Below are 24,460 nucleotides of genomic sequence, written 5' to 3'. Positions count from 1 at the left end.
TGGCCCCCCCCCCAAAAATATCAGCTAGGCGGGAAAGACCCCTGTGGACCCGCACGCGGGCGGCGCCTTCAGTGCACCCCAGGGCCTCAGCCACGCCTTTGAAGTCTTTGTCTTCCTGCACCCGCAGGTAGATCGCTTCGCGGTCCTTTGCCTTGAGCTGACCCAGAGCCGCGAGCAGCTTCTTGCTGTACTCAGACGCATCTACCAGGTGCTCGATCCGCTCGATCGACTCGGTGTCGAGCTCAGGCATGGTCATGCCGAGAGTCTCAACCATCTTGAGATCGCACCTTTGCCTGCGCCGGTAGTGCGAAAGCTCTCTGCGGCCTATGCCATAAAGCCAGGACATTCCCGGTTTGCCGTCCTCCTTGTAGCTCAGCCTCTTTTTATAGGCAACGGCAAAGGTCTCGGCTACAAGGTCGGCGGCGTCCTCGGCATCGAGCGTCCGCCTGTAGAAGTACGTGAGGAGGGTCTCCGAGCACCTATCGTAAAGCTCGCGGAATGCGGCGGGGTCATGGCGCGAAGCCAGGATCAGCTCAGCGTCTGTGCGCTCTTGACTCATCCGCAGAACTCCCGGAACTTATGGGTCCTCTAATATGATTACGCTACGAGGAGGGTAAAACGTTACACTTTTTGAGGGGCAATTTTCAAAATTGACCAAAATTGCTCTCGCGCCCAGTGTCTAAACAAAAGCGCGAGAGCAATTTGTTTGATAACGGAAGCCTAAACGAGAGCGCCTTCAAGGTATCTGCGGAACGCGTCCGGCTCGTATAGCAGGTACTGGAGCTCCATTGACGGTAGCCGGTAGGGGTCGGACTTCTCTGTGATGTACCGCGCGGCGGCCGGAGGGCCGCCATCCGCCTCGTCCGCTCCCGGGACGCCGACCAGCTCAGCGTACCGAATGGGTTTGCCGTCCGCCTTGTACTCGGAGCCGATGATCCATAGTCGGCCAAAACGGTATCGCTTCTTGACTTCGCGCTCGGCAAGGCTGCTCCAGCTCGTTCCCGTGAACGCGAAGTCCTGGGGCATGAAACCCAGGTTACTTTTAATAGTCTCATTGCAGCGGTCGAGCTCCGTCCGCAGGACCTCGCCGGACGGGTCTTCAACGAACAGATCGGACAGGTTAGGGTGACTTATCGTGTGGGCGCCAATAAGCCAGCCGCCCGCGCGCATCTCACGGATATCGTCCCATGTCATGTGCTCGTTGAGGGATGCCCATGACGGCCTGTTCCGGGTGTAGCCGGCATCGTATGGGAATGTATATATGAACAGATTCCCGGTATAGCCGTACCTGTCCATCACGTCTTTGACTTCGTATCGCATGCTCTTGACCGGATGGTCGAAGTCAAACATGATCGGCTGCTTTGGAAGCTTGGCCTTCCCTGCACGCCACTTTGCGAGCTCATCGTACGTGATCGAATTGAAACCGAGTTCCCGGGCGATACTGATAAGCTTGTCAAAGTGCTCGGCTGTCATCGGGTTCTTGTCGATGCTGCGGATGCCGTGGCACATCGTGATGGGTATTCTCATCGGTGCTCCTGAGGCGGAATATGGCCGCTATCGTCGGCAGGGCTAAGGATACCGCGCGCCGCCCAGCACTTAAACGTCCGGAAATCACACAAAAAAGGCCGCCCATAAAGGGCGGCCGCGCTTTTTCAGGAAAACCAGGGGCGGCTAGGCCATGGAGCGAATGACGCCCACTACCCTGCCCTGAACGGCCACATTGGATGCGGGCACAGTGAACGGATTCATTGTGCTGTTGGCCGGACGTAGGGTGACCATGCCGTCTTTCATAGAGAAGTGCTTGAGAGTGACCTCTTGCCGGTCCTTGATCATCGCAGCGACCATGTCACCGTTTCGCACCTGGGAAACGGGCTCGAGGAGGACGAGGTCTCCATCGGCTACGAGCGCGTCGATCATGGACTCGCCCTTGACGCGTACTGCGTAAACGTTCTGGCGGCCCCTGGTAAGGAATGAGGGCAGTTCTACCGTCTCTGATCCCTCGTTGCGCCATGAGTCTGGGGTCGGGATGTGCAGGGGCTCGCCGGCGGCAATGGCGCCAAAGACTGGAATCTGCACCACGTCCGCGCTCCGTCCGCGGGGGCGGCCGCCTTCAAGAAGCTCGATGCCGCGTGACACTTCCGCGAAGCGCCTCAGGTACCCTTCCCTTTGCAGGATGCGGAGGTTGTAGTCCACAACAGAGGTGGAACTGATATCGCAGCCCGACTGGATGTCCCGGACCGTGGGAGGGAACTGGTGGTCCTCCAGGAAGTTTCGGATATAGTCCAGTATCCGCTCCTGCTTGGACGAGAGCTTCTTTTTCATGTTGTGTCCTTGTGCTATTTGTAGCGAAGTACGTATGTTCGGAACAAATTTAGCACGGTAGCTCCCGTGGTGTCAATACACGGCGTGGACCCTTTTTCGGTATTTTCCACCTTTGGGCGCCTTCCGAAAGTCGTTTCAGGGCGAACAAAACATGCCATCGCGAGAGTGATGACTCCCCGCGATGGCATATTCTAATCTTTCAATATGCGGAAGTGGTGTGGTCCCGGCGGCCTTATTACTTCGCGGAGGCGTTGAGCTGCTTCATAAGGCGGGACTTGCGGCGGGCGGCGTTCCGGGGGTGGATGGTGCCGCGCTGGGCCGCCTTGTCCAGAGCGACCACAGCCTCGCGCACGCTCTCGCTGGCTGTGTCCGCGCCGTCGGTGATCTGGTTGCGAGCCTTGGTCACATAGGTCCTGGCCTTGGACCTGTAGGGCGCGTTAAGCTTGCGCTTCCTCTGGCTGACTCGTCCGGACTTTTCGCTGGGCAACTGTGCTGCTCCTATATGGGCACTGGACCGCCGGTGCAATCCGGGCGGCGCATTTCGCAAACGAACGATATATGATAACACCAACCTGCCACCACCACGCAACAGGCCTCCACTAAATGCCGGTGACTCGTATGCCGGTGTGGGCCTTGTATCGCCTGTTGATGCCGATGAGGAGCGCGACCAGCCCTTCCATGTGAACGGCATAGGCCAGGCCGCCTCCATCCACCGCCCGCACCCCCTGTACCTTTTCCGCCAGCGCCATGACCTGTTTTCTGTCCCCCTGGTTGTCTGCGAACACAACAACGTCACCGTCTATAGAGGCATCCGGCTTGATAAGCTCGCTCGAGCTGATCGTGTGGAACGCCGAAGCCACGCGCGACTTCGGCAGAATGGCCTGCGCCTGCATGGCTGCCGAGCCTTCAGGGACGCCGAGGGCGCGCACGCCGCCCTTTTCGAATGATATCGGCACAACCGTTGTGACAACCAGCTTGCCGGCCAGTCGGTGCTCCAGGTAGGTTAGCGTTTCGCGCTGGCCCTCATACGGCACACACACGAGGACGATGTCCGACTCCGCAGCGTCGCCATTGGAACCGCCGGTCACAGGCAGGCCGGGCACGCGCGATAGGACGTCATCAGCCGCGGCGCGGCCCCTTGCGGGATCACGCGAGCCGAGTACCACCCGCTTGCCTGCCATAGCCAGCCGCAGCCCCAGTCCCCTACCCTCCTGCCCCGTGCCCCCGATGATGCCGATCATACGGGCGCCCGCTATTGCTGCTTCGGAGGGCGGACCGCGGAGTCTACCTTGAGCCCGAAGCCGCCCTGGTACAGCTCCCAGGGGTGGAAGGACTCGACGAACGCCTTCGCCTCCTCAATTGTGGGTATCCCCTTCATTGCCCGGCCGGGATCGTAGCCAAAGGTCTTGGCGAACGCGTCGTAACCGTTCTTCGTCTCCCGGACGCCGCCGATCTCCTCCTCAGTCCCCGCTGCTTCGTCCCCTTCGTTAAGGACCAGCCGCTGCCCTTTTCGTACCTCTCTCCAGTAGACCTTCATTGGACACTCCTGTGGCGTTCGGCGCCGGGTCCGCGGTCCCACCGCAGGCGCTCCGGAAAGGCCGGAGCCGGGCGTGGGCAGATTCCGAAATCCAGCACGCTCTAATGATATGAAAAAAACGGGGAATTGGTAAGTGGCAGTTCCACTTGACGATTTTATGGCCCGCTCTACTGGTTTCGTCGGTGCCAGCCTAATACTCTACGGTTTTAGCCTGTCCTTTCCGTTGCTAAGGTTGTTTCGGCGATACTACAATTGACTCCAAGACGGACTCGATCTGCAGCCCGCCAAAAGACGCAAAGAGAGGAGAACAACGTATGGCGAAATTTGAGACGAACCAGTTGCGCGATATCGTGTTGCTATCTCACAGCGGTGCGGGCAAGACGATGATTGGCGAGGCGATGCTCTTCGCGGCCGGCGCGACGACTCGCATGGGCAACACCACGGACGGTACAACGGCTTCCGACTATGAGCCGGAGGAGCAAAAGCGCCAGACGAGCGTGCAGACATCCATTCTCCCGGCACAATGGAAGAAGCACAAGATCAACGTGATCGATACTCCGGGTTACGCTGACTATCGGGGTGAAGTAGTCTCCGGCCTGAGGGCCGCAGACGCCGCCGTCCTGGCGGTTGCTGCGCAGGCCGGAGTGGAAGTCGGGACCAAGCAGATGTGGCAGATGGCCGAGGAGCACGGCCTGCCGAGGATTCTCTTTATCAACAAGATGGACCGCGAGAACGCATCGTACGAGCGCGTAATGGCGTCCATTTCAGAGGCGTTCGGCCGCAAGTGCGTTGCCATACAGGTCCCGATCGGCGCGGAGTCCAAATTCTCCGGCGTGGTGGGACTGATGGACGCCGAGAGCAAGGCCCCGGCTGACCTCAAGGGCGAGGCGGAGTCGGCCCGCGAGCGGCTCATGGAGGCCATCGCCGAGGCGGACGACGAATTGGCGGAGAAGTACCTCGAAGGCAAGCCGCTCACCAGGGACGAGATGGCGGCGGGCCTGAGGAAGGGCGTGCTTGCCGGGACAATCGTTCCCGTTATGTTCGGCGCGGCCCCTTCGGGCAAGGGCATCCACGAGCTGATGGATGCGATTGTAGAGTTCTTGCCCTCCCCTGCGGAGTCTGCGGCACCGAAGGCCACCAGCGGCGGCATCGCTGCCGCGCTCAAGTGGGATGCCGCCGGCCCACTGGCCGCATTCGTATTCAAGACCTCGGCCGACCCGTTCGTCGGCAAGCTCTCATACTTCAAGGTCTTCAGCGGCGCCTTCAAGAGCGACTCCCAGGTCTTCAACGCCCGCAAGAACGAGACCGAGCGCATCGGCCAGGTCTTCGTCGTGCGCGGCAAGACACAGGAGACTACGGATTCCCTCGCTCCGGGCGACATCGGCGCGGTGCCGAAGCTCTCCGGCGTGCTCACGGGCGACACCCTCTCCGTCAAGGAGAAGCCCATCACCATAGAGCCTCTCAAATTCCCGGCCCCCGTTTACCAGATGGCCGTCTACCCGAAGTCGAAGGCCGACGTGGACAAGATGACGACCGCGCTGGCCCGTATCTGCGAGGAGGACCCCAGTCTGGTGCTCACGCGCGAGCACGACACACTGGAGATGCTTCTGTGCGGCCTGGGAGACACGCACGTTGAAGTGGCCATCGAGAAGATCAAGCGCAAGTTCGGCGCGGAGATCGTGCTCCAGACGCCGAAGGTGCCATACAAGGAGACCATCTCAGGCCGGGCCAAGGTGGAGTACAAGCACAAAAAGCAGTCCGGCGGCCACGGCCAGTACGGCCACGTGTTCGTCGAGGTCGAGCCGCTCCCGCGCGGCTCCGGCTTCGAGTTCGCAGAGCGGGTCGTGGGCGGCTCAGTGCCTCGCGAGTACATCCCTGCGGTGGAGAAGGGCTGCCACAAGGCGCTCGGAGAGGGTGTTGTGGCCGGCTTCCCGGTGGTGGACGTGCGCGCAACGCTCTTCGACGGCAGCTTCCACCCGGTGGACTCCTCCGGCATCTGCTTCGAGATCGCCGGCAGCCATGCGTTCGCTAACGGCATCAAGCAGGCCAATCCGGTGATCCTTGAGCCGGTGATGTACGCCAGCATCACGGTGCCGGACGCCGTCGCGGGCGACGTGATGGGCGACCTGAACAGCAAGCGCGCCAGGATTATGGGCATGACGCCTGGCGGAGAGGGAATGACGACGATTGAGGTGAACGTGCCGCAGGCGGAGATGCTCCGCTATGCAACGGAGCTGCGGTCGCAGACGCAGGGGCGCGGATTGTTCACGATGAAGTTCGACCACTACGACACGGTGCCTTCGAACCTCGTGCAGCGCATAGTGGCGCAGCGCCAGCAGCGCGAGACAGCGAAGGTGTAAGCAAGCGCCGTCCAGGCAACATTTAGGCAGGGGCCCCGATGCATCGGGACCCCTGTTGCGTTCACGAAAGGCAGCCAGAGCCTGGCAGCATTGCACTCGGTACCATAATTTGCCTTCGACAACCGTCGTGGCGTTCGGTGAGGGCAGGTCTCAGACCTGCCCCTACCGGAAGCTATCCCGCCTACCTCTTCCCAATCCCAAACGCCTCTGCTATCAGGCTTATCGATCGCACCCGCGCGTCGTAGGCGTAGCACGGCGTCACGTTGTTGACGTCGTTCGTCCCGTACCGCTCTGCCACCTCGATGATCTTATCCCGCACCTGCGAGGGGCTGCCGTCGATGTATGACGGCGTCAGAGACTCAAGGTACTCTCGCGCAGGCGCGGACAGGGGGTACCGGGACGCCTCCTCCGGCGGCCAGAGGCCCTGGACCCGCCTGCCGGTCTCGTCGACCGTGCGGTCCGGCATGCGCGAAAACACCTTGTTCAGGTTGCGGCTGGATGCGAGGAATAGCGCCTCTTCCTCGGTCGGAGCGCAAAGCGACTGGACTGTGACGTTCAGGCGCGGCGCAGACAGGTACTTCGACGGCTTGAACTCCTGCCGATAGAGCTCCGCGACCGCCGGCCCGTGCTCGCCTGTGGAGCCGAGGAGCCACACATCCGGCGGCCGCGACGGCGGCGGCCCCGGCTGTGCGCTCGCGCCGGCGAAGACGTTGCCCTCCACCGGCGTGCCTTCAAGGAACGACAGGAGGTCCATGACCATCTGCGGGAACTTGTTCGGGTCGCCGGACATGCGCGGATACACCAGCGCGGCGGCGGTGCGTTGGTCGCTCCCGGGCGCGCGGCCGATGCCCAGGTCGATGCGGCCCGGGTAGAAGGCATCCAACACCCTGAACTGCTCTGCAACTTCCAGCGCTGAGTAGTGCGGCAGCATCACGCCGCCGCTGCCGACGCGGATCGTGGACGTGTTCGCCGCTATCTGGCCGATCAATACCTCGGGGCTGGTGCCGGTGTACGTACCCGCGTTGTGGTGCTCCGCTACCCAGTAGCGCGCGTAGCCCAGGCGCTCGGCGGCCTGCGCCATCGCCACCGACTCTCGCAGCGCCTCCGCCGCCGTTCCGCCGCGCCGCATGGGCGACTGGTCGACGATGCCCAGGGTCAGCTTATCCAATCCCAAACTCCAATATCGTTCGGCGAAGGTTACTCATAATTTACGTGAATCTCAACGTGCTGGACAACGATCGGTGGCTTTATCCGCGCATCCCTCCTCACCAGCCGCACCATTACCTCATGCGGTCCGTAGCCAGCCTGCCCCGGCTCCAGCTTCCAGACCAACCAGCTGTTTTCCGACACGTCCGATGGGTTGTTGGCGTTCTCCGCGGCTGTGTTGCGGACATCCGGCGGCGGGAGCTGCGCGCCGTCCAGCGTCACGGCGACTTCGTCACCGGTCGCGAAGTGCGCCAGGTCGACCTGCAACTCGATGCCGGCGGGATTGCGAGCGGTTTTTCCTACTGCGTCGTCGTAGACCGGCACGGAAAAAGGTGGGCCGTCTCCGGTGAGGGTCGGATAGAGGGTGACCGGCGTGCCGGCGAATATGCGGTCGAAATGGCGCTCGCCGCCGTGAACTGCCGCGTAGACCTTGTCCTTGCCTGCGAGGGTCTCCTTCGAGCCGATGGCGGTCAGCAGGCCGCGCCAGGTCTCGGACGTGCCCTGCCAGTTGAAGATGTAGATGCCGTCCGCGCCGCGCTCCAGGTAGCACTGCGCCGTCCCGCGCACCCAGCGCTCGTCCCAGAAGCGGTCCGTTCCGAAGTTGGCGGTATATCCACCGGCGGTCAGCGGCAACCGCCTCTCGTCGTTCTGCATGTGGGGCTTAAGGCGCGGCCCGCTGCTCTGCCGGTAAAGGCTATCGAATCCGCCGTAGACTCGCACACTACGGCGGCTTGCCATGTCCCGGAACCGCTCGACCTGGAAATCAGGATCGGTGCCAGACATGCCCGCGCCGATGACGATATCGCACAGCCCATCATTCATCCACTCCTCGACATCGTAGCCGATCTGGCGGCACGCCTCGACGGTGGCCGCGACGCGCGTCGCGACATAGAACTGCCTGCCGCGCTTGCGGGCTATACCGTCGGCGAGGGCGCGCACCTGGCGCATGACATCCGTCAGGAGGTAGCGCAGCCGCCAGGCGTCGGCGTGCGGGAAGTAGAAGCCGTGGCGTTGCCAGTCGATCTCGACGCCGTCCCAGTCCGCCTGCTCGCACGCCTCCGCGATGTAGGCGAGCATGTGCTCGCGCACGCCCGCATAGGCGAAATTCCACGAGCCGATGCCGCGCTCCTCGACGACCTGCGCGGGCGTGAGGCACCAGTCCGGGTGCTCCTTGCGCAGCCTCGTGAGCCCCCACACGGTGGTGGATGGCATGGCGTCCGGCAGAAGGCCGTAGAAGTGGTTGTCGTTCATGCGGACGGAGACGAAAACGTCCTGGCCGAGCTCTCGCCCGCGGGCAACGATCGCACGGTACGGCTCATCGCCGCGTTCGTACAGCACCCGCACATTCTCGCAGAGGGTCATCGCGCCGGCGCTGTCGTAGCTTCGCCCGGTCGTGTCGCCGGTCATCTCCACGACCTGCGACGGCCACGCGGCCTCGTGGATGCCGGGGCACCAGAACAGGGCGTCTACCTGCGTGTCGATTAGGGGAGCGTATACCTTGTCCAGCAGCTGCTGTACCGTCTGAGGGTACGGCGTGTACCCGTGCTGGTCGCCGTCCCAGTTGTAGATGATGCGGTAGCGAGGGGGGGGAGTTGCCGATTGCTCATATTAGCCTTCAATGATACCGCCCCGCTTGTCATGTTGAGGAGGCTTTGCGACGAAACATCTAAACCGTTGTCTGTGGATGGGGCACGTTATCCGCAGGCAACGGTCTAGATTCTTCACTTCGGCTCGGAGCAGCCTCCGTTCAGAATGACAACGAGAGTTGTTACTGGAACGGCACCGGTATCTTCTCCCCGTGCCAGGGGAAGCGGTACGACGGCTGGTTGACGAACCGCTTCATGCCGAGAGACAGGCGGATCCCGGTGGAAGGCGGCATAGTCACGCGCAGGTACTTGCCGTTGACGGGTGTTGGGGGCGAAGACCCCCTCTCTGTATCTCTCCCCCGTGGGGGGAGAGGAGAACCGGCGGCTTCGCCGCTATCGGTCCGCACGTCGGTGAAGCTGTGCTCGCCGAACGCGCCGGCCTGGATGATGAGGCTCCGCGCGGCGCTGCGGCTCGTGTTGACTAGCTGCACACCCACGCGGTCCGGCCCGATCTCGTCCACAAGCGCCGCCACATCCGGCGGGATGCCGGGGCGCATGCGGTCGGCGTCGAAGTACCGCACCAGCGCGCGGTCCAGGCCGCCGTGGTAGACGGACTGCGGAGCGCCGTGCATGACGTGGGTGAGCACCTTGGTGCGGACCGGGTTGGAGGGTACGCGGTTGTCCGCCAGTATCTGCTCGACGCTGCGCTCGTCCGCCACCATCTCGCGGTAGGTCTTCACCGCGCCGTCAAGCTCCGCCTGTAGCGTCCTCTCCGGCCACTCCGGAAGCTTGCCCTCGTAGTACTGGAACCGCGCCATCTCAGCGGGCCCGCCCTCGAAGTCGGCCACGTAGGGCTCGATCTTGCTCCAATCGCGCTCCTTGTCGTGGTCGCGCGCCCACCGGACGAGGCTGCGGTCCTCGTCCGACATCGAAGCATTGAAGAGTCGGGTAATCTCGTTTACGCGCACTTGCTGGTCGTGGCCGTTCACCGGGTGCCACATGCTGTGGCCCCAGCCGTTCGGCCCGTGGCGCACGGCGATCAGGAACTGCCCGTCGCGCTCGCGGACCTTGCCGTTCGCAATCAGCAGCTGCACCTGCGAGCGCAAGATATCGAGATAGCTCTTATCGCCGGTGAGCAGCAGCCCGCACTCCGAGGCGATGGTGAACGAGTGGAACATGATGTTGAAGCCGCAGTAGCTGTTCCAGCCGTAGATGCCGCCCCACCAGACTCCCTCGCGGTGCTCTCCGATCTTGCCGGTGGGCCCGACGTTGTCCGGCATGATGCCGCCGTTCTTCTTCATGCGGTCCATCCACGCCTCGATGTAGTCCAGCACCCACTGCCTGTACCGGTCTTCGCCGGTGGCCATGTAGGCCGCGGTCAGGAGCGCGGTTGCGCCCAGGTTGTTCGAGGAATCGCTCTGGAGGACGATCTTGTCGAAGAGCCCGACGATCTCCGCCTGCCGGGCGGGCGACTTCCACCAGTCCACCCCCAGGTCCTTCACGACGGGGTACAGTGACGAGCGGCGACCGTACCACACGCCCCGGGCGCCGGGCTCCAGGCCGCCCATGAGGTACGTGGCCGCTTGCTGGTAGTTGGCCTTGTGCCACGGCCCCTTCGGCGTCTGGAAGGGGGAGCGCAGGATGCGGTAGCGAGGGTCATAGTTGGGCGCGGCCGGGTTCTCGCCCGTGTAAAAGGATGCGAAGCGCTTCAGCCTGCGGACGTTCTCGGAGATCGTGGGGTCTGCCATCATGAGGTGGTAGAAGGCCATGTTGCCCTCACCCTTGTGGTGCCACTCCGCGTCGCCGGGGTGCTTGGGGCCGTAGTACTCCTCGTTCACGCTGGGGGTGAATTTGCCTTTACCCTCTTCGTTATTGCGGTGCCAGCTCACGATGCTGTCGTCGCCGAAGCGCGTGACGGCGTTCCAGTGGCGCAGCGCCAGGTCCAGCACGTTGCTGTCCGCGCCCATGGAATAGAAGAGGCCCCAGTTGTAGACCATCTCGTAATAGTCGTCCAGGTCGTCGGCGTAGAAAGGCACGCCCGCACGGTCCGAGAATTTTGCTACCTTCAGAGCTGCGGCGTGCTCCATAACCTCGAATAGCTTGCGCTCCAGGAGCGCCCAAGCCGGCGGCGCGGCCGTCTGTGTCGCCGTGATGGAGGGCAAGGACTCTATGGACTGTGCGGCGGTGGTCATGGGCGTGTGCTCCTTGGTATGGTGTGGTCCGGTTACAGGGAGATCAGTCCGCGAGGCTGTCCGTGTGGTTCCTCTCCCGGCTCTGCGGGAGAGGTGGTCCCGATGCCTCATCGGGACCAGTGAGGGCCGGCTTTTCTGTGATTCGAATCAACTCCGCCATTACGCCCTCGAGATTCCGTGTCACGTCGTTGTTCCAGAATCGAACTACCTTCCAGCCATTTGCTTCGAGATGCTCCGTCCTCTTTGTGTCGGACACTATCGCTTCAGGGCCTGAGTGCTGACCGCCATCGAGTTCGATAATCAGCTTGATTTCTTTACAGGCAAAGTCGGCAATATAGTTCTGGATAGGCTGCTGCCTACGGAATTTCAGACCGTTCAGTTGCCTGTTGTTGATGTGCTTCCAGAGCAAGAACTCCGCGGGCGTCATCGACCGTCGCATGTCGCGGGCAAGTTCGGTGAGGTACTTATCCGTCTTCATGTCGGACCTCTCTGTCAGGGTCAAAACAGCCGCCCTCACCGGTCCGCAAAGCCGGACCACCTCTCCCGCAGAGCCGGGAGAGGAACACCCTCTCAGGCGGAGCCTGCCATAATACCCCCTCCCCCTACCCCAGCGTGCCGGTGTAGCCCCTCCATTTGTCGTGGCGGGGGATCGTGATCTTGCCGCCGTGCCACGGGTGGGCGTAGGACGGCTTGTTTACGAAGCGCTTCATGCCGGCCTCTAAGCGGATGCTGGTGGAGGGCGGGAGCGTAACCGTGAAGTACTGGCCGTGGACAGCCAGAGGGTGCTGGGTGCTGGGTGTTGGGTGCTGGGTCAGGTCAGAAACTCCAGTCCCCAGCACCCAGCCCCCAGCACCCCCCCGGATTTCCGTGAAACTGTGTTCCCCGAATGCGCCGGCCTGGAGAATGACGTTGCGCGTCTCGCTGCGGCTCAGGTTGACAAGGTTCACGCCGACTTTATCGGCTTTGATCTCATCTACCAGCGCGGCGACGTCCTGCGGCAGGCCGGCGCGCTTGCGGTCGGCGTCGAAGTACCGCACCGTGGCCCGGAGGAGCGTGCCGTTGTAGACGTTGTGCGGCGCGCCGAACATGACCTGCGTAAGGCCCTTCGTAACGACCGGGTTGGGCGGGCAGTAGTTGACCTTCACCAGCTCCTCCACGGTGCGCTGCTCCTCGCGGGCGCGCACGTTGAACTCCAGCGCGCGCTCGTACTCTACGGAGAGCACATCGGTGGGCCATGTGGGGTTCTTGCCGTCGTAGTACTGGAAGCGCGGCATCTCCGTCTCGCCCTGGTCCTTCTCATCGCGGGCGAGCACCTTGTTCCATTCTCGCGTGACATCGCTGTCGCGGACGCGGGTGATGAGCTGGCGGTCCTCGGCGGATAGCGAAGCGTGGTACAGGTGGGCGAGGTCTTTGAGGCGCATCGGCTCGGCGGAGGACTGCTCCACTTTGTTCTTGCCGAAGTACCAGCCGTCCTCGTCGTAGCGGACGGGCGTGAGGAGCTGGCCGTTCTCGGCCTTGCGCGAGTTGTCCAGCAGCACCTTGATCTGCGACCGCAGGAGATCGAGGTAGCCGTTGTCGCCGGTCATCATCAGGGCTGCCTCGGCCGCGGCGGTGAGGCCATGGAATATGATGTTGTAGCCCATGTAGTAGCTCCAGCCGAACAGGCCGCCCCACCACTGGCCCTCGCGCATCTCGCCGATCTTGCCGGTAGGCCCGACGTTATCCGGGATGATGCCGTTGTTCTTCTTGATGCGGTCCATCCAGACCTGGACGTAGTCTGTCACCCAGTTCTTGTACTTGTCGTCGCCCGTGTACAGGTACGCGTTGGTGATGAGCGAGGTCACCGCGAGGTTGTTCGCGATGTCGCCGTTGAGGATGATCTTGTTGAACAGGTTCGCGATCTCGTTCGCACGGTCCACCTTGAGCCACCACCCCTCCTCAAGGTCCTTCACGACCGGGCGAAGCGTGGACATCACGCCCATCGGCTTGAAGCGGTAGCCGGGGTCGCGGTCGATGGCGCGGCTGCCGTGCAGGAACGCAACGACGTTCGGCGTGGTGATCGCGAACACGGGGCCTTTGCTCGTCTGGAACGGCGAGCGGATGATCTTGTGCTTGGGGTCCCAGTTCGGCGCCTCGGGGTCGTCGCCCATGAACATCGCCGCGAAGCGACGGGCGCGCTGGTGGTTCTCCGGATCTGTGGGTATGCCGAGGCCGAAGTGGTAGATGGCCATGTTGCCCTCGCCCTGGTGGTGCCACTCGTTCACCATACGCCGGCCGGGAATCCAGGTGGACTCCTTCTGGTTCCAGAGGCAGTAGTACTCGTTGTGCGTCTGCGGCAAATACCAGTCGAATATGGGGTTGGTGTTCGGGCCGGCGTTGGAGCGCGTCGTTGCGTTCCAGCTCAGGAGGGCGGAGGTGAGCACGTCCTTGTGGCCGCCCATCGCGTAGAACAGCCCCCAGTTCTGAATCCTTTCATACAGGTCGTCCACATCGTCCGCGTAGTACATGAAGCCGCTCGGGCTGTAGTACTTCTCCATCACAAGGCGCACGGAGTCCTCGTTCAGGTCAAAGAGCCTGCGCTCAAGGATGGCCCATGTGGGCGGCGGGGCGGTCTGGGTGGCGGTTATGGTGGTGAGGGTAGTATAGCTGTTCATAATTCTTCTCAGTCTTTGACCGTTATTGTACCATTCATAGTTATTGGATGAATAAGACATTGGTAATTGTAGGTTCCTGGAGACGTGAACCGGAAAAGAAAACTTCCATCTGGCGCGATGTTCCCACTATGAAATACAGTGGTGTCATTATTGCTCTGCGGGACATGAGTAACTGTATGCAGGGGCTGGTCCCCGTTAATCCATTGAATGAACTCCCCGGCCCTGATAGTTGTTGAGATATGAGTGAAGTTTCTGATTCTGAGATCATGAACTTGCGAACCCAGTTGGGTGGGCACAGGAGCAGTGGTGGGCAAACCAGTTCGTACCCTTGTTGCCGTCGCTCTTGGTGTTGGAACACTCGTCGAATTAGCTCGTGCGATAGATGCGTTACTGGTGGGACGGGCCGTTGGCACATTTACCAAAGACGTGCCGGCTCGTTGAACTCGTTTGAGCGTAGAAACTTCGCCTTGGATTTGCAGGGTCAGAGTGTCAGCCGAAACATTAAATTTCCATGTGTCCCCGACAAAAAGGCTGACCAAGGAACCGCTAGCCCCATCGATACTAACTTTGAGTTATTCTTCGCCGACTATTTCATAAGTCCCGGTCACAGCAACATTCCCGGTGTCTACGATCATCCTGCCGTCTTTCAGGAATTCGATGGTACCGTTCTGTCCCGACTGTTCCCATTTGCCCACAATTGGCGCGGAATTCAATCCACACGAACAAGTCAGCAAGCCAAGACACAACAATATAAGAATGGGAATTGTTGCAGCCTTTTTCGCGATGGTCATCGAAAGCCCCCTAAATCGTCTGGCCTTCTCAGATACATAGATGAATTCGCAAAGTCGTCTTCGCCCACCTCTACATCACCCGCTGTATCTTCCCTATCTCCTGCTTGATCTGCGCCTCCACCTGGGCCACCGTGACCGGGTTGGGGGGCCACGACTCCGGTGGCACGTGCGAGAGGCGGAGGAGGATGCGCGCAAGGTAGGCGCCGTACTCCTTGAGCTCGCGGATACGCACTTTGTCCGCGGTGTCCCACGGCTCGGCGCGGAAGTCGGCGTCCGGGTGGCGGCCGACGAAGCGCCAGCGCCACAGGATGGCGTACGGGATGGCGCTGCGGGCGAACGAGAAGCCGTCGTTGGTGTGGTCGAGCATCGGCATGACGTGGGCCTTGAGCCCCTCCCCGAGCTCGTCCAGCGTCTTCTGCATGAGCGGACGGAGGTGCGGGAACTGGAGCGCGAGGCCCTTGATGGGGCCAGCGGCGACCTCGTCCAGGTTGATGACGAAACGGGGGGGCGTCTCGGACGACACCCTCTCTGTCGCCCGAAGCGGCGACATCTCCCCCTGAGGGGGAGATACAAGAGGGGCGGGCGGCGACATCTCCCCCTTCGAGGGGGTGAAGGAAGAGGGAGCGGGATAGTGGCGGCGCACGTACGCCGCCGAGCCCTGGTGGTTTTGCTCTTCGCCGCTGAAGGTGCAGAATCGGATGGTGCGGCCCGGCGAAATGCCGAGCTCGCGCTGCATCGCGCCGAGGGTGCGGGCGACGTCCATGACGACGACCGAGCCGGAGCCGTTGTCCACCGCGCCGGGGGAGTTGGGGTAGGTGTCGTGGTGGGCGCTGATGATGAGTGTCTCGTCCGGCCACTTCGAGCCGCGAAGGTCGGCGACGGTGTTCCAGCACGACGCTTTGAATGAACGGCTCTCGACCCTGATGTGGACGCTCTGCCCTGCCCTCGCGGCGCGGCGGAAGGCGATGCCGCCCTCCTTGTGCGTCTGGATGGTCGGCGCCGGGTGCGGCAGGATGAGCCCCGCCCGCTCGGCGCGGCGCTTGTCCGTCGCGCGGTCGTACTCGATGCGCCCGCCGCTGCGGCCGTCCACGGCGATCACCGCCGCGCACTTCGCCTCGGCGAGGTCGAGGATACGGTCCGCCACCGTACGAGGAGTGCTGAAAGGCTCCAGCCCCATGTTCATGACCGCGACCGCGCCACGAAGCTTATCCCGGATCGGGTCGAGCTCGTGCGGCATGCCGAAGCCGACGTCGATCAACGGGGCCTTGAGGTCGAGCGGCGGGCAGTTGAGCATGGGGAGGACGGTGACGCTCTGAGGGACCTCGGAAACACCCTCACCCTTTGGGCCACCCCGATCAGATCGTGGTCCCTGAGGGAAAGGAACGAAAGCCGGGGGCGTCACCCTCTCTGTCGCCCAGGGCGGCGACATCTCCCCCGTCGAGGGGGAGACAAAGCCGGGGCTGCCCTCACCCGGCGCTCCGAGCCGCGCCGACCTCTCCCGCGGAGCCGGGAGAGGAACGAGAGTCGCCGAGCACGCGCCGTGGTCCCAGGTATCGAGCTCGAACTCCTCAAGGCGCGCGTACAGCCCAAAGGACTCCATGAGGGCGCGGATGTAGTGCGCGGCGCGGATATCGCCCTCCGTGCCGGCCCAGCGCGCGCCGATTCCGTCGGTCAGCTCAACGAGGTACTCGCTGAGCCGCGAGCCGACCCACGACTCGCCCATAATCCACCGGTCAATTTTCGGCCAATCGAGAGAAGTCATCCGACCTCTTCAAACAAGAAGATTTAATCGCAGAGTACGCAAAGGGCGCAGAGGTTCTAACCAGAACATTTCTTCTTGTCTTTACTTTGCGTGCTCTGCGTACTTTGCGATTAACTTCTTGGGATGTTACTGGAATGGCACGGGTATAATATCACCGTGCCACGGGAACGCATAGCTGGGCTTGTTCACGAACCGCTTCATGCCGGCCTCCACGCGGATGCCCTTGCCCGGCGGAAGCGTGACCGCGAAGTACTTGCCGTTCACCGGCACAACGTGGTCAGTCACGGTCGCCTTCGTTCCCAGCTTCAGGTTGTACGTGGAGCGGTCGATATCGCGGTGCTTCACCTCGGTGAAGCTGTGCTCGCCGAAGGAGCCGGAGTAGACCAGCACCGTCTGTGTGCCGGAGGCGCCGGTGTTCACGAGCTGGATGCCCACCCTGTCCGCCTTGAGCTCGTCGACGAACGCGGCCACGCCCTCCGGCAGGCCGGGGCGCGCCCGCTCGGGATCGAAGTAGCGGACGGGCGCGCGGGGCAGGCCGCCGTTGTAGTTGGTCTGCACCGCGCCGAGCTGAACCTGGGTTAGCGCCTTGGTGAACACGGCGTGGCCGGGGCCTGCGCCCTTTGCCGCCATCGCCATCGGCGTCACGGTAGTCTTGCGTGCGCGTTCAATCTCCGCCAGCGCCCACACCATGTCCGCGTCCAGTATCTGCTCCGGCCATGCCGGGTTCTTGCCGTCGTAGTACTGGAAGCGCGCCATGTGCTGGTGGCCGTCCTTCGTCTGCTCATTCTTCTCGCCGTCCGGCGTAACTGTGTTCCAGTCGCGCTCAACGTCCCCTGCGCGAATCTCGCAGAAGAGGTCGTAGTCCTCATTCGAGAGCGTCCCCTGGTACAGGTGCGCCATCTCGAAGATGCGGATAGGCTGGAAGTCCTCCCACCCCTTGGGGCCATGGCGCAGCGGCACAACGAGCTGGCCGTTAGCCTTGCGCTTCCCGCTGGAGAGGATCATCCGGACCTGGGAGCGGATGAAGTCCATGTAACCCGAGTCGCCGCTGACGAGCTGGGCGCACTCGGCGGCGGTTACCATGCCGTGGAACATGATGTTCAGGCCCTGGTAGTGGTTCCAGCCGTAGAGGGCGTCCCACCACTGGCCGTTGCGGTTCTCGCCCACCTTGCCCGTTGGGCCGGTGTTGTCCGGCAATATGCCGCCGTTCTTCTTCGTGCGGTCCATCCAGACATCCACGTAGTCCAGCACCCACTGCCTGTACTTCTCCTCGCCGGTATACAGGTAGGCGTTAGTGATGAGCGCGGTCGCAGCAAGGTTGTTTGCGGAGTCGCCGTTCAGGACGATCCTGTTGAAGAGGTCGATCACCTCTTCGGTCTTCTTCGGGTCCTTGATCCAGTTCGGGTCGAGCTCCTTGACGATTGGGTACAGCGTTGAGCGGACGCCCATGGGCTTTCCGCTGGAGCCGTGCAGCCACTGGTGGGCGTGGACAGCGTTCGCCTTGAGGTACGGCCCCTCGCTGCTCTGCATGGGCGAGCTGATGATCTTGTAGCGCGCGTCCCAGTTCGGCGCCTCCGGGTCCTCGCCCATGAACATGGCGGCGAAGCGACGGGCCCTTCGCACGTTCTCGGAGATCGTCGGATCGGCCAGCCCAAAGCTGTAGAAGAGCATATTGCCTTCGCTCTGGTGGTGCCACTCCGATCACAGCCGGTTACCCTGCTCCCAGGAGTTGGGCTGGTTCAGGTTGTAGTACTCGTTATGCACCTGCGGCTTGAAGTTCGGCCGCGTATGCTCGATGCGGTCGTCGCGCGAGCGCGTTACCGCGTTGTAGTCCCGCAGGGCGTAGTCGAAGAGCTTCTCGCCGCCGCCCAGCGCGTACAGCAGGCTCCAGTTAAAGAACGGCTCATAAAGGTCATCCAGGTCGTCCTTGTAGTAAAGGACGCCGCCCTTCTCGGCAAACTTCTCGGCCACTACCATCGCCGCAGTCTCGCTAACCTTCATCAGCTCAAGCTGCTTGAGCGCCCACCCCGGCGGGGCCACAACATCCGTGGCCCGTATCGTCTGCAACCCATTCAATGACACACCCATCGTTAGTTAATTCCTCTCGAAAAATTCCCCGGATCTTGTTTCCGTCCTCGGCTGTTAGCTCACTGCTAACTACCCACTGCTCACTGCCTTCTTGTGGTCCTTAATATGCTTCAGGAACGCCTCCGTGCTCTCCGAGGCACGGCGGCCCACCATGCGGCGCGGGTACGGTATGACCTTCAGGCTGCGGTCCTCCAGCGGGAACTTGACCTTCGTGACGCCGCGCCTGTGCGATTCCCGGATGCCTATCACCGCCTCAAGCGCCTTCAGATTGTCCTCGCCGCTGCACAGCACCGGAGTCCCCTTGTCCACGGCGTCGATGAGGGCCTGGACGCTGTGCAAAAGGCGGGCGGTCTGCACCTGCCATCCGTCCGCGTCGTACTCCGTCTTTTTGCCTATGCTCTCGGAATCCGGGAAGGCTATCCCGCTTCCGGCGTAGTCGAGGTCGTAAAGGCCATTGCTCTTCCAGTACTTGAGCACCCTGTAGTGGCTCACGTAGAGCATCCCCTTGGTGCCGTGAACGAGCACTCCGTTCATTGTGGAGACGTTCTTGTGGACGTAAGCCTCAACGCCGTTCTTGAAGCCGATGTGGCCCCACAGGATATCCTGGTCGCCGTCGCTGTGCTCGTCGATCCTCCCCAGCGCGGTGTCTGCGGCCCAGCCGCCCACCTGGCCTATGGCCCAGTCCAGCTCGGAGTCGTTCACGAACATGAAGGCATCTGTAAACTGGCGGCACCCCTGGCCGGACATCTGGTTGCCGCCCGCGCCATAAATGTCGATCGCTTCCACCTTGCCGATCTCGCCGGCCTCAACCTGCCTGCGCGCGCGCCAGAGCTCCGGGTCGTTGCGGAACATGTCCCCGGCCGCCCACGGGATCCCTGCCTGCTTGCATGCCGCCACCGCGGCATCTCCCTCGCCAAGGCTTACGGCAATCGGCTTCTCGCTGAAGATGCCCCTGATGCTCTTCTTCTTCGAGCAGGCGATGACCACCTCCGGGTTAACGTTGACCGGCAAACCCAGGCACACGATATCCGGGTCTTCCTTCGCCAGCATCTCGCGGTAGTCGTTGTAACCGCGTATCCCGCCGAAGCGGTTGCAGAAGAGGTCCAGCCCCTCCTGCCCACGGTTAACCGCGCAGACCACCTCAGTGAGCGGGTTGACATCGAACCCGCGCGCGAGTCTCGTCCCGTGGCTCCCGCAACCGATCACCGCAACTTTGTACTTCTTCCCCTGCAATGGCCGCATCGATTGGTCCTTTCGCACTCTTTGTTCTGCTGCCTCCGGCCGACTACCGACTACTTACTACCAACCACTTCCCTCTTGTGCGGCTTAATGTGCTTCATGAACGCCTCGTTGCTCTCCGAAATGCGCCGTCCCACGTGCCGCCGCGCGCTGGGGATAACCTTGAGGCTGCGGTCCTCCAGCGGCATGTTGACCTTAACGATGCCGCGCCTGTGCGACTCCCGCATCGCGATCACCAACTCCAGCGACTGCCGCAGCGTCTCACCGCTGCACAGCACGGGCGCCCCCGTGTCCACGGCGTCGACGAGCGCGTTCACGCTGTTGACAAGGCGCGTGCGCTGTATCTCCCACCCTTCGGAGTCGTAATTCGTGCCTAGCGCCACGTCGGCCGTGTCGGGATAAGGGAAAAGGCTGCCTGTGAACTTGAGGTCCTTGCCGTCCACGTGCCAGACGTTCCCGACCCTCCCCTGCCCGATGTACAGGACGCCCTTGGAGCCGATCACCTCGGTGCCACTTTTTGATCCGACGTTCTTGTGCACGTGAGCGGTGATGCCGTTCTTGAACCGCACGATCCCCCATACGATGTCCTGATCGTTGTCGCTCCACTCGTCCACGCGGCCAAGCTCGCGGTCCGCCGGGTCGCCGCCGGTCTCGCCCAGGACCCAGTCGACCGGCCCGTCGCCGGCGAAGAGCAGGAGCTCGCTCATCTGGCGGCAGCCCTGGCCGGACATCTGGTTGCCGCCGGCGCCGTAGACGTTGATCGACTCAATCTCGCCGATGTCCCCGGAGTCCACCAGCCGTTTGGCGGTCCAGATTTCGGGGTCGTTGCGGAACATATCGCCAGCGCCCCAGGGGATGCCGCGCTTCGCGCAAGCCTCGACGGCGGCGTCAGCCTCGGCAAGGGACAGCGCGATGGGCTTTTCTGAGAAGATTCCCTTTACGCCGTACTCCGCGCAGGCGACGACCACCTCGGCGTTAACGTTCACCGGCAGTCCCAGAAGGGCGATGTCGAATCTCTCTTTCTTGAGCATCTCGCGGTAGTCGTTGTACCCGCGCGCGTTGAAGCGCTTGCAGAACAGGTCCAACCCGTCCTGCCCCCGGTTAACACCGGCCACAACCTCAGTCAGCGGGTTCAGGTCGAACGCGCGCGCCAGCCGCGTGCCATGGCTCCCGCAACCGATAACGGCAACCCTGTACTTCGCATTCTTGGGCCTGGTGCTCCGCATAGGTGCTCTCCTTTCAGAGATATGGTGGTGCCTTCATTAACCGATGGCTATTTGGCGACGACTTCCTTCTTATGGTTCTTAATGCTCTTGAGGAATGAGTCTGTGCTCTCCGAGATGCGGCGCCCGACCATGCGGCGCGCCGAAGGTATAATCTTGAGGCTGCGATCCTCCAGCGGGAACTTCACGGGAGTGATGCCGCGGCGGTGCGACTCGCGGATGCCGATGGCCAGTTCCAGCGCCTTGCGAAGGTCGTTCCCGCTGCACTTCGACGGGACGCCCTTGTCCACGGACTCGACAAAAGCGTCCACGCTCTCGGTCAGGCGGGTACGCTGGACCTCCCACCCTTCCGAGTCGTAGTTGGTCAAAAGGGATACGTTAGCGGTGTCAGGGTACGGGAAGAAGCTCCCGGCCATCTGGGTCTTGCGTCCCTCCGCGTGCCAGACGCCGCCGACGCGGTTCTGGTTAATGTAAATGGAGCCCTTGGTGCCGATGACCTCTACGCCGTCCTTGATGACGGTGTTCTTGTGGATATGGGCCGTGGGCCCGTTCTTGAACTGTACGAACCCGAACTGGATGTCCTGGTCGTTGTCGCTCCACTGGTCGATGCGGCCGATCTCCCTGTCCGCCGGGTCGCCGCCGACTGAGCCGACGGCCCAGTCCAGCTCAGCGTCCTTGGCGAACATGAAGAGCTCTGTGAGCTGGCGACACCCCTGCCCTGACATCTGGTTGCCGCCCGCGCCGTAGACGTTGATCGTCTCAATCTCGCCGATCTCTCCCGCTTCCACCAGGCGGCGGGCCGACCATATCTCCGGGGAGTTGCGGAACATGTCGCCTGCGCTCCAAGGGATGCCGGCCTTTTCGCAGGCCTGCACGGCCGCGTCGGCCTCCGCCAGGCTGACGGCGACCGGCTTCTCGCTCATGATTCCCTTGACGCCGGGCTTATTCGCGCAGGCGACTACGACCTCGGCGTTGATGTTCACCGGCAGGCCGAGAAGCGCGATGTCGAACTTCTCTTTCTTGAGCATCTCCTTGTAGTCGTTGTACCCGCGCGCGTTGAAGCGCTTGCAGAAGAGGTCCAGCCCCTCCTGGCCGCGGTTCACTCCGACCACAACCTCGGTGAGCGGATTGAGGTCGAACGCCCGCGCCAGCCGCGTGCCATGGCTCCCGCAACCTATGACCGCAACTTTGTACTTCGCATTCTTGGACCCAGTGCTCCGCATAGATACTCCTTCGTTTCGGTATTGGTATTTCCCGGTTTTTGGATTGGCCGACTGCCCACTGCTGACTGCCCACTGCCCCACTACTGGAACGGCACCGGGATTTTCTCCCCATGCCACGGGAACGCGAACGACGGTGTATTGCAGAAGCGCTTCATGCCGGCCTCCACGCGGATGCTCGTGGAAGGCGGCAGCTGCACCTGGAAATACTTACCGTGGACCGGGAAGGCCGTGACGCCGTCCTTGCCCTTCTCTCGGACACGGACCTCGGTGAAGCTGTGCTCGCCGAAAGCGCCGGCCTGCACAATGACGTTGCGCGTCTCGCCCCGGCTCAGGTTGACGAGCTGGATTCCGGTCCTGTCCGGCTTGAGCTCGTCAACAAAGGCGGACACGTCCGAGGGCAGACCGGGCCGCGACTTGTCCGCATCGAAATAACGCACCTGCGCGCGCAGGATACCGCCGTTGTAGACCGTCTGCGGCGAGCCCATCGTGACCTGCGTCAGGCCCTTGGTGAAGACGACCATCTGCGGCGCGTAGTTAGCAGCGATCAGCTCGTCCACAGAGCGGTTGTCGTTGAGCGCCTTGTCGTAGCCCTTCAGCGCCTCGTGGTAGTCCTGGGACAGGATCTTCACGGGCCAGTCCGGGTTCTTGCCGTCATAGTAGTTGAAGCGCGCCAGCTCGGTCTCGCCATAGTTCTTCTCGTGTGGGATATCGCCAACATCGTTCCAGTCACGCATTTTGTCGTTGGAGCGAACGTAGTCGATCAGCTCGTAGTCCTGGGGCGACATCGAGGCGTGGTACAGGTGCGCGAGTTCCTGCATGCGGTACGGCGTGGGGCCCACCTGGCTGAGATCGCGGTCGCCCTTCAGGTCCCATCCGTCCTTGCCGTAGCGCCACGGCACAAGGAGCTGGCCGTCCTTCTTGATGCCCGCGTCCAGCATCACCTTGATCTGAGAGCGCAGCAGCTCAAGGTAGCCGTAGTCGCCGGAGAGCATGACTGCGTTCTCCGCCGCGCAGCTGATGCCGTGGAAGATCACGTTGAAACCCTGGTAGTGGTTCCAGCCGTAGAGCGAGCCCCACCAGACGCCCTCGCGGTACTCGCCGATCTTGCCGGTCAGGCCCACGTTGTCCGGGATGATGCCCTTGTTCTGCTTGATGCGGTCCATCCAGACCTGCACGTAGTCCAGCACCCACTGCTTGTAGCGGTTGTCGCCCGTGTACAGGTACGCGGTGGAAAGGAGCGAAGTCACCGTGAGGTTGTTCGGCGAATCGCCCATCATGACGACCTTGTTGAAGAGGTCGATGACCTCCTTCGCCCGCCTGGGGTTGTCCCACCAGCCCATCTCCAGGTCCTTGACCGCGCCGTAGAGCGACGCGCGGGTGCCCATTGGCTTGGGCTTCCACTCCGCTCCCTCGCCCTTGCCGCCGTGTAGGAACGCCTTCACCTGCTCCAGGTTGGCCTCCCAGTACGGGCCCTGGCTGCTCTGCATGGGAGACTTGATGAGCTTGTATTTCGGGTCGTAGTTAGGCGCCTCTGGGTCCTCATCCATGTACATCGCGGCGAAGCGTTTGGCCCTGCGCACGTTCTCTGAGATCGTCGGGTCTCCCAGGCCGAGGTTGTAGAATGCCTGGTTGCCCTCCGACATGTGGTGCCACTCGGCCCCGCTGGCCTTGGTCTTCGTGTACAGGACGGCGTTCTTGTTGTAGTACTCGTTGTGGATCTGCTTGGTGACCGGAGTCGTCTTCTTGCGGATGTGCCGCTTGCCGGTGTCCGGCTCATTCCGGTCGTCGCAGTAGCGGGTGACGGCGTTCCATTCCTGGAGGGCCAGGTCGTAAATCTTCTCGTCCCCGCCGATGGCGTAGAACAGGCTCCAGTTGAAGAACAGCTCGTACAGGTCGTCCACGTCGTCGGCGTAGTACGGCACTCCGCCCTTCTCCGTGTACTTCTCGATGACGAGGTACGCGGCCTGCTCCATAAGGCTCATGAGCTTCCGCTCCAGAAGCGCCCACGTAGGCGGCGGCGCGATCTCAGTCGCCTTTACGGTCGCAATTCCGGGGATGTTCACAGGTTTCGACACCACAGTTGCTCCTCCACGAATATTTCGCGGGTAGTATAGGGGGTAAGGGGGCAGGTTACAATAACTACAGAGGAGGTGTGTCTTTGCTCAGTGATATTGTCAGTAGGTAACTGCTCAGTGAATATGTCAGTCCATGAGAGGACTACATTTGACCGAGCGAGAAGCGAAGAGAGCACAGATACTGAACCTTGTTCTGGAGGGG

The 24,460-nt window shown here is 62.3% G+C and carries 18 protein-coding genes and 1 pseudogene; 1 reads left to right on the top strand and 18 read right to left on the bottom strand.

Annotation, left to right across the window (positions count from 1 at the left end; genetic code table 11):
• From FJ319_10025 to FJ319_10000, 6 genes are all read right to left on the bottom strand, one after another.
• Positions 1–559 (bottom strand): sigma-70 family RNA polymerase sigma factor (locus tag FJ319_10025; protein MBM3934621.1); only part of this gene is annotated, 559 nt, incomplete at its 3' end.
• A 161-nt stretch (positions 560–720) separates the two neighbouring features.
• Positions 721–1,527: a polysaccharide deacetylase family protein gene (locus tag FJ319_10020; GenBank protein ID MBM3934620.1), complete on the bottom strand. Its 807-nt coding sequence runs from the start codon at positions 1,525–1,527 to the stop codon at positions 721–723.
• Between the two features lie 144 nt (positions 1,528–1,671).
• Positions 1,672–2,322, bottom strand: coding sequence for a repressor LexA (gene lexA, locus FJ319_10015; protein MBM3934619.1), 651 nt, complete (start codon positions 2,320–2,322; stop codon positions 1,672–1,674).
• Positions 2,323–2,557: 235 nt separating this feature from the next.
• Positions 2,558–3,013: a 30S ribosomal protein S20 gene (locus FJ319_10010; GenBank protein MBM3934618.1), complete on the bottom strand. Its 456-nt coding sequence runs from the start codon at positions 3,011–3,013 to the stop codon at positions 2,558–2,560.
• The gene (npdG, locus tag FJ319_10005) at positions 2,922–3,563 is read right to left on the bottom strand and encodes an NADPH-dependent F420 reductase (protein ID MBM3934617.1); all 642 of its coding nucleotides are present in this window, start codon (positions 3,561–3,563) and stop codon (positions 2,922–2,924) included. Before npdG ends, FJ319_10010 begins: the two co-directional genes overlap by 92 nt.
• Positions 3,564–3,574: 11 nt before the next feature.
• The gene (locus FJ319_10000) at positions 3,575–3,859 is read right to left on the bottom strand and encodes a hypothetical protein (protein MBM3934616.1); all 285 of its coding nucleotides are present in this window, start codon (positions 3,857–3,859) and stop codon (positions 3,575–3,577) included.
• Between the two features lie 314 nt (positions 3,860–4,173).
• Here FJ319_10000 and fusA point away from each other — a divergent pair, with 314 nt between their 5' ends.
• Entirely contained in the window at positions 4,174–6,219 is a 2,046-nt protein-coding gene (gene fusA / locus FJ319_09995) for an elongation factor G (GenBank protein ID MBM3934615.1), read from the top strand.
• A 181-nt stretch (positions 6,220–6,400) separates the two neighbouring features.
• On the opposite strand, the gene FJ319_09990 is transcribed toward fusA, so the two are convergent.
• The 12 genes and pseudogenes from FJ319_09990 to FJ319_09935 form a co-directional block, all read right to left on the bottom strand.
• On the bottom strand, positions 6,401–7,387 hold the full coding sequence (locus FJ319_09990; GenBank protein ID MBM3934614.1) for an MsnO8 family LLM class oxidoreductase: 987 nt from the start codon (positions 7,385–7,387) through the stop codon (positions 6,401–6,403).
• A 29-nt stretch (positions 7,388–7,416) separates the two neighbouring features.
• Positions 7,417–8,838 (bottom strand): hypothetical protein, encoded by a 1,422-nt coding sequence (locus FJ319_09985; protein MBM3934613.1) that lies wholly within the window; start codon positions 8,836–8,838, stop codon positions 7,417–7,419.
• A 355-nt stretch (positions 8,839–9,193) separates the two neighbouring features.
• Positions 9,194–11,203: a hypothetical protein gene (locus FJ319_09980; protein ID MBM3934612.1), complete on the bottom strand. Its 2,010-nt coding sequence runs from the start codon at positions 11,201–11,203 to the stop codon at positions 9,194–9,196.
• 43 nt (positions 11,204–11,246) lie between these two features.
• Positions 11,247–11,681: an endonuclease domain-containing protein gene (locus FJ319_09975; GenBank protein ID MBM3934611.1), complete on the bottom strand. Its 435-nt coding sequence runs from the start codon at positions 11,679–11,681 to the stop codon at positions 11,247–11,249.
• A gap of 124 nt (positions 11,682–11,805) precedes the next feature.
• Complete coding sequence (locus FJ319_09970; GenBank protein ID MBM3934610.1) at positions 11,806–13,857, bottom strand: hypothetical protein; 2,052 nt, start codon at positions 13,855–13,857, stop codon at positions 11,806–11,808.
• A gap of 572 nt (positions 13,858–14,429) precedes the next feature.
• Entirely contained in the window at positions 14,430–14,648 is a 219-nt protein-coding gene (locus tag FJ319_09965; GenBank protein ID MBM3934609.1) for a hypothetical protein, read from the bottom strand.
• Between the two features lie 70 nt (positions 14,649–14,718).
• A complete protein-coding gene (locus FJ319_09960) occupies positions 14,719–16,410 on the bottom strand; it encodes a M28 family peptidase (protein ID MBM3934608.1) in 1,692 nt (563 codons plus the stop codon).
• A 126-nt stretch (positions 16,411–16,536) separates the two neighbouring features.
• Positions 16,537–18,498: pseudogene (locus tag FJ319_09955) on the bottom strand (hypothetical protein).
• 69 nt (positions 18,499–18,567) lie between these two features.
• The gene (locus tag FJ319_09950; protein MBM3934607.1) at positions 18,568–19,758 is read right to left on the bottom strand and encodes a Gfo/Idh/MocA family oxidoreductase; all 1,191 of its coding nucleotides are present in this window, start codon (positions 19,756–19,758) and stop codon (positions 18,568–18,570) included.
• A 32-nt stretch (positions 19,759–19,790) separates the two neighbouring features.
• Complete coding sequence (locus FJ319_09945) at positions 19,791–20,963, bottom strand: Gfo/Idh/MocA family oxidoreductase (protein MBM3934606.1); 1,173 nt, start codon at positions 20,961–20,963, stop codon at positions 19,791–19,793.
• A gap of 47 nt (positions 20,964–21,010) precedes the next feature.
• Positions 21,011–22,183 (bottom strand): Gfo/Idh/MocA family oxidoreductase, encoded by a 1,173-nt coding sequence (locus FJ319_09940; protein ID MBM3934605.1) that lies wholly within the window; start codon positions 22,181–22,183, stop codon positions 21,011–21,013.
• An 80-nt stretch (positions 22,184–22,263) separates the two neighbouring features.
• On the bottom strand, positions 22,264–24,240 hold the full coding sequence (locus tag FJ319_09935; protein MBM3934604.1) for a hypothetical protein: 1,977 nt from the start codon (positions 24,238–24,240) through the stop codon (positions 22,264–22,266).
• Positions 24,241–24,460 lie beyond the last annotated feature (220 nt).

Source organism: SAR202 cluster bacterium (genome assembly GCA_016872355.1).
Lineage (GTDB): Bacteria > Chloroflexota > Dehalococcoidia > Lucifugimonadales > VGZY01 > VGZY01.
This window is presented reverse-complemented; position numbering and strand designations above follow the sequence as displayed.

Excerpts from the sequence above, each read along its gene's own strand:
- FJ319_10020 (MBM3934620.1), bottom strand. The coding sequence starts at position 1,527 with ATGAGAATACCCATCACGATGTGCCACGGCATCCGCAGCATCGACAAG.
- lexA (MBM3934619.1), bottom strand. The coding sequence starts at position 2,322 with ATGAAAAAGAAGCTCTCGTCCAAGCAGGAGCGGATACTGGACTATATC.
- FJ319_10010 (MBM3934618.1), bottom strand. The coding sequence starts at position 3,013 with ATGCCGTTCACATGGAAGGGCTGGTCGCGCTCCTCATCGGCATCAACA.
- npdG (MBM3934617.1), bottom strand. The coding sequence starts at position 3,563 with ATGATCGGCATCATCGGGGGCACGGGGCAGGAGGGTAGGGGACTGGGG.
- FJ319_10000 (MBM3934616.1), bottom strand. The coding sequence starts at position 3,859 with ATGAAGGTCTACTGGAGAGAGGTACGAAAAGGGCAGCGGCTGGTCCTT.
- fusA (MBM3934615.1), top strand. The coding sequence starts at position 4,174 with ATGGCGAAATTTGAGACGAACCAGTTGCGCGATATCGTGTTGCTATCT.
- FJ319_09980 (MBM3934612.1), bottom strand. The coding sequence starts at position 11,203 with ATGACCACCGCCGCACAGTCCATAGAGTCCTTGCCCTCCATCACGGCG.
- FJ319_09975 (MBM3934611.1), bottom strand. The coding sequence starts at position 11,681 with ATGAAGACGGATAAGTACCTCACCGAACTTGCCCGCGACATGCGACGG.
- FJ319_09970 (MBM3934610.1), bottom strand. The coding sequence starts at position 13,857 with ATGAACAGCTATACTACCCTCACCACCATAACCGCCACCCAGACCGCC.
- FJ319_09965 (MBM3934609.1), bottom strand. The coding sequence starts at position 14,648 with ATGACCATCGCGAAAAAGGCTGCAACAATTCCCATTCTTATATTGTTG.
- FJ319_09960 (MBM3934608.1), bottom strand. The coding sequence starts at position 16,410 with ATGACTTCTCTCGATTGGCCGAAAATTGACCGGTGGATTATGGGCGAG.
- FJ319_09945 (MBM3934606.1), bottom strand. The coding sequence starts at position 20,963 with ATGCGGAGCACCAGGCCCAAGAATGCGAAGTACAGGGTTGCCGTTATC.
- FJ319_09940 (MBM3934605.1), bottom strand. The coding sequence starts at position 22,183 with ATGCGGAGCACTGGGTCCAAGAATGCGAAGTACAAAGTTGCGGTCATA.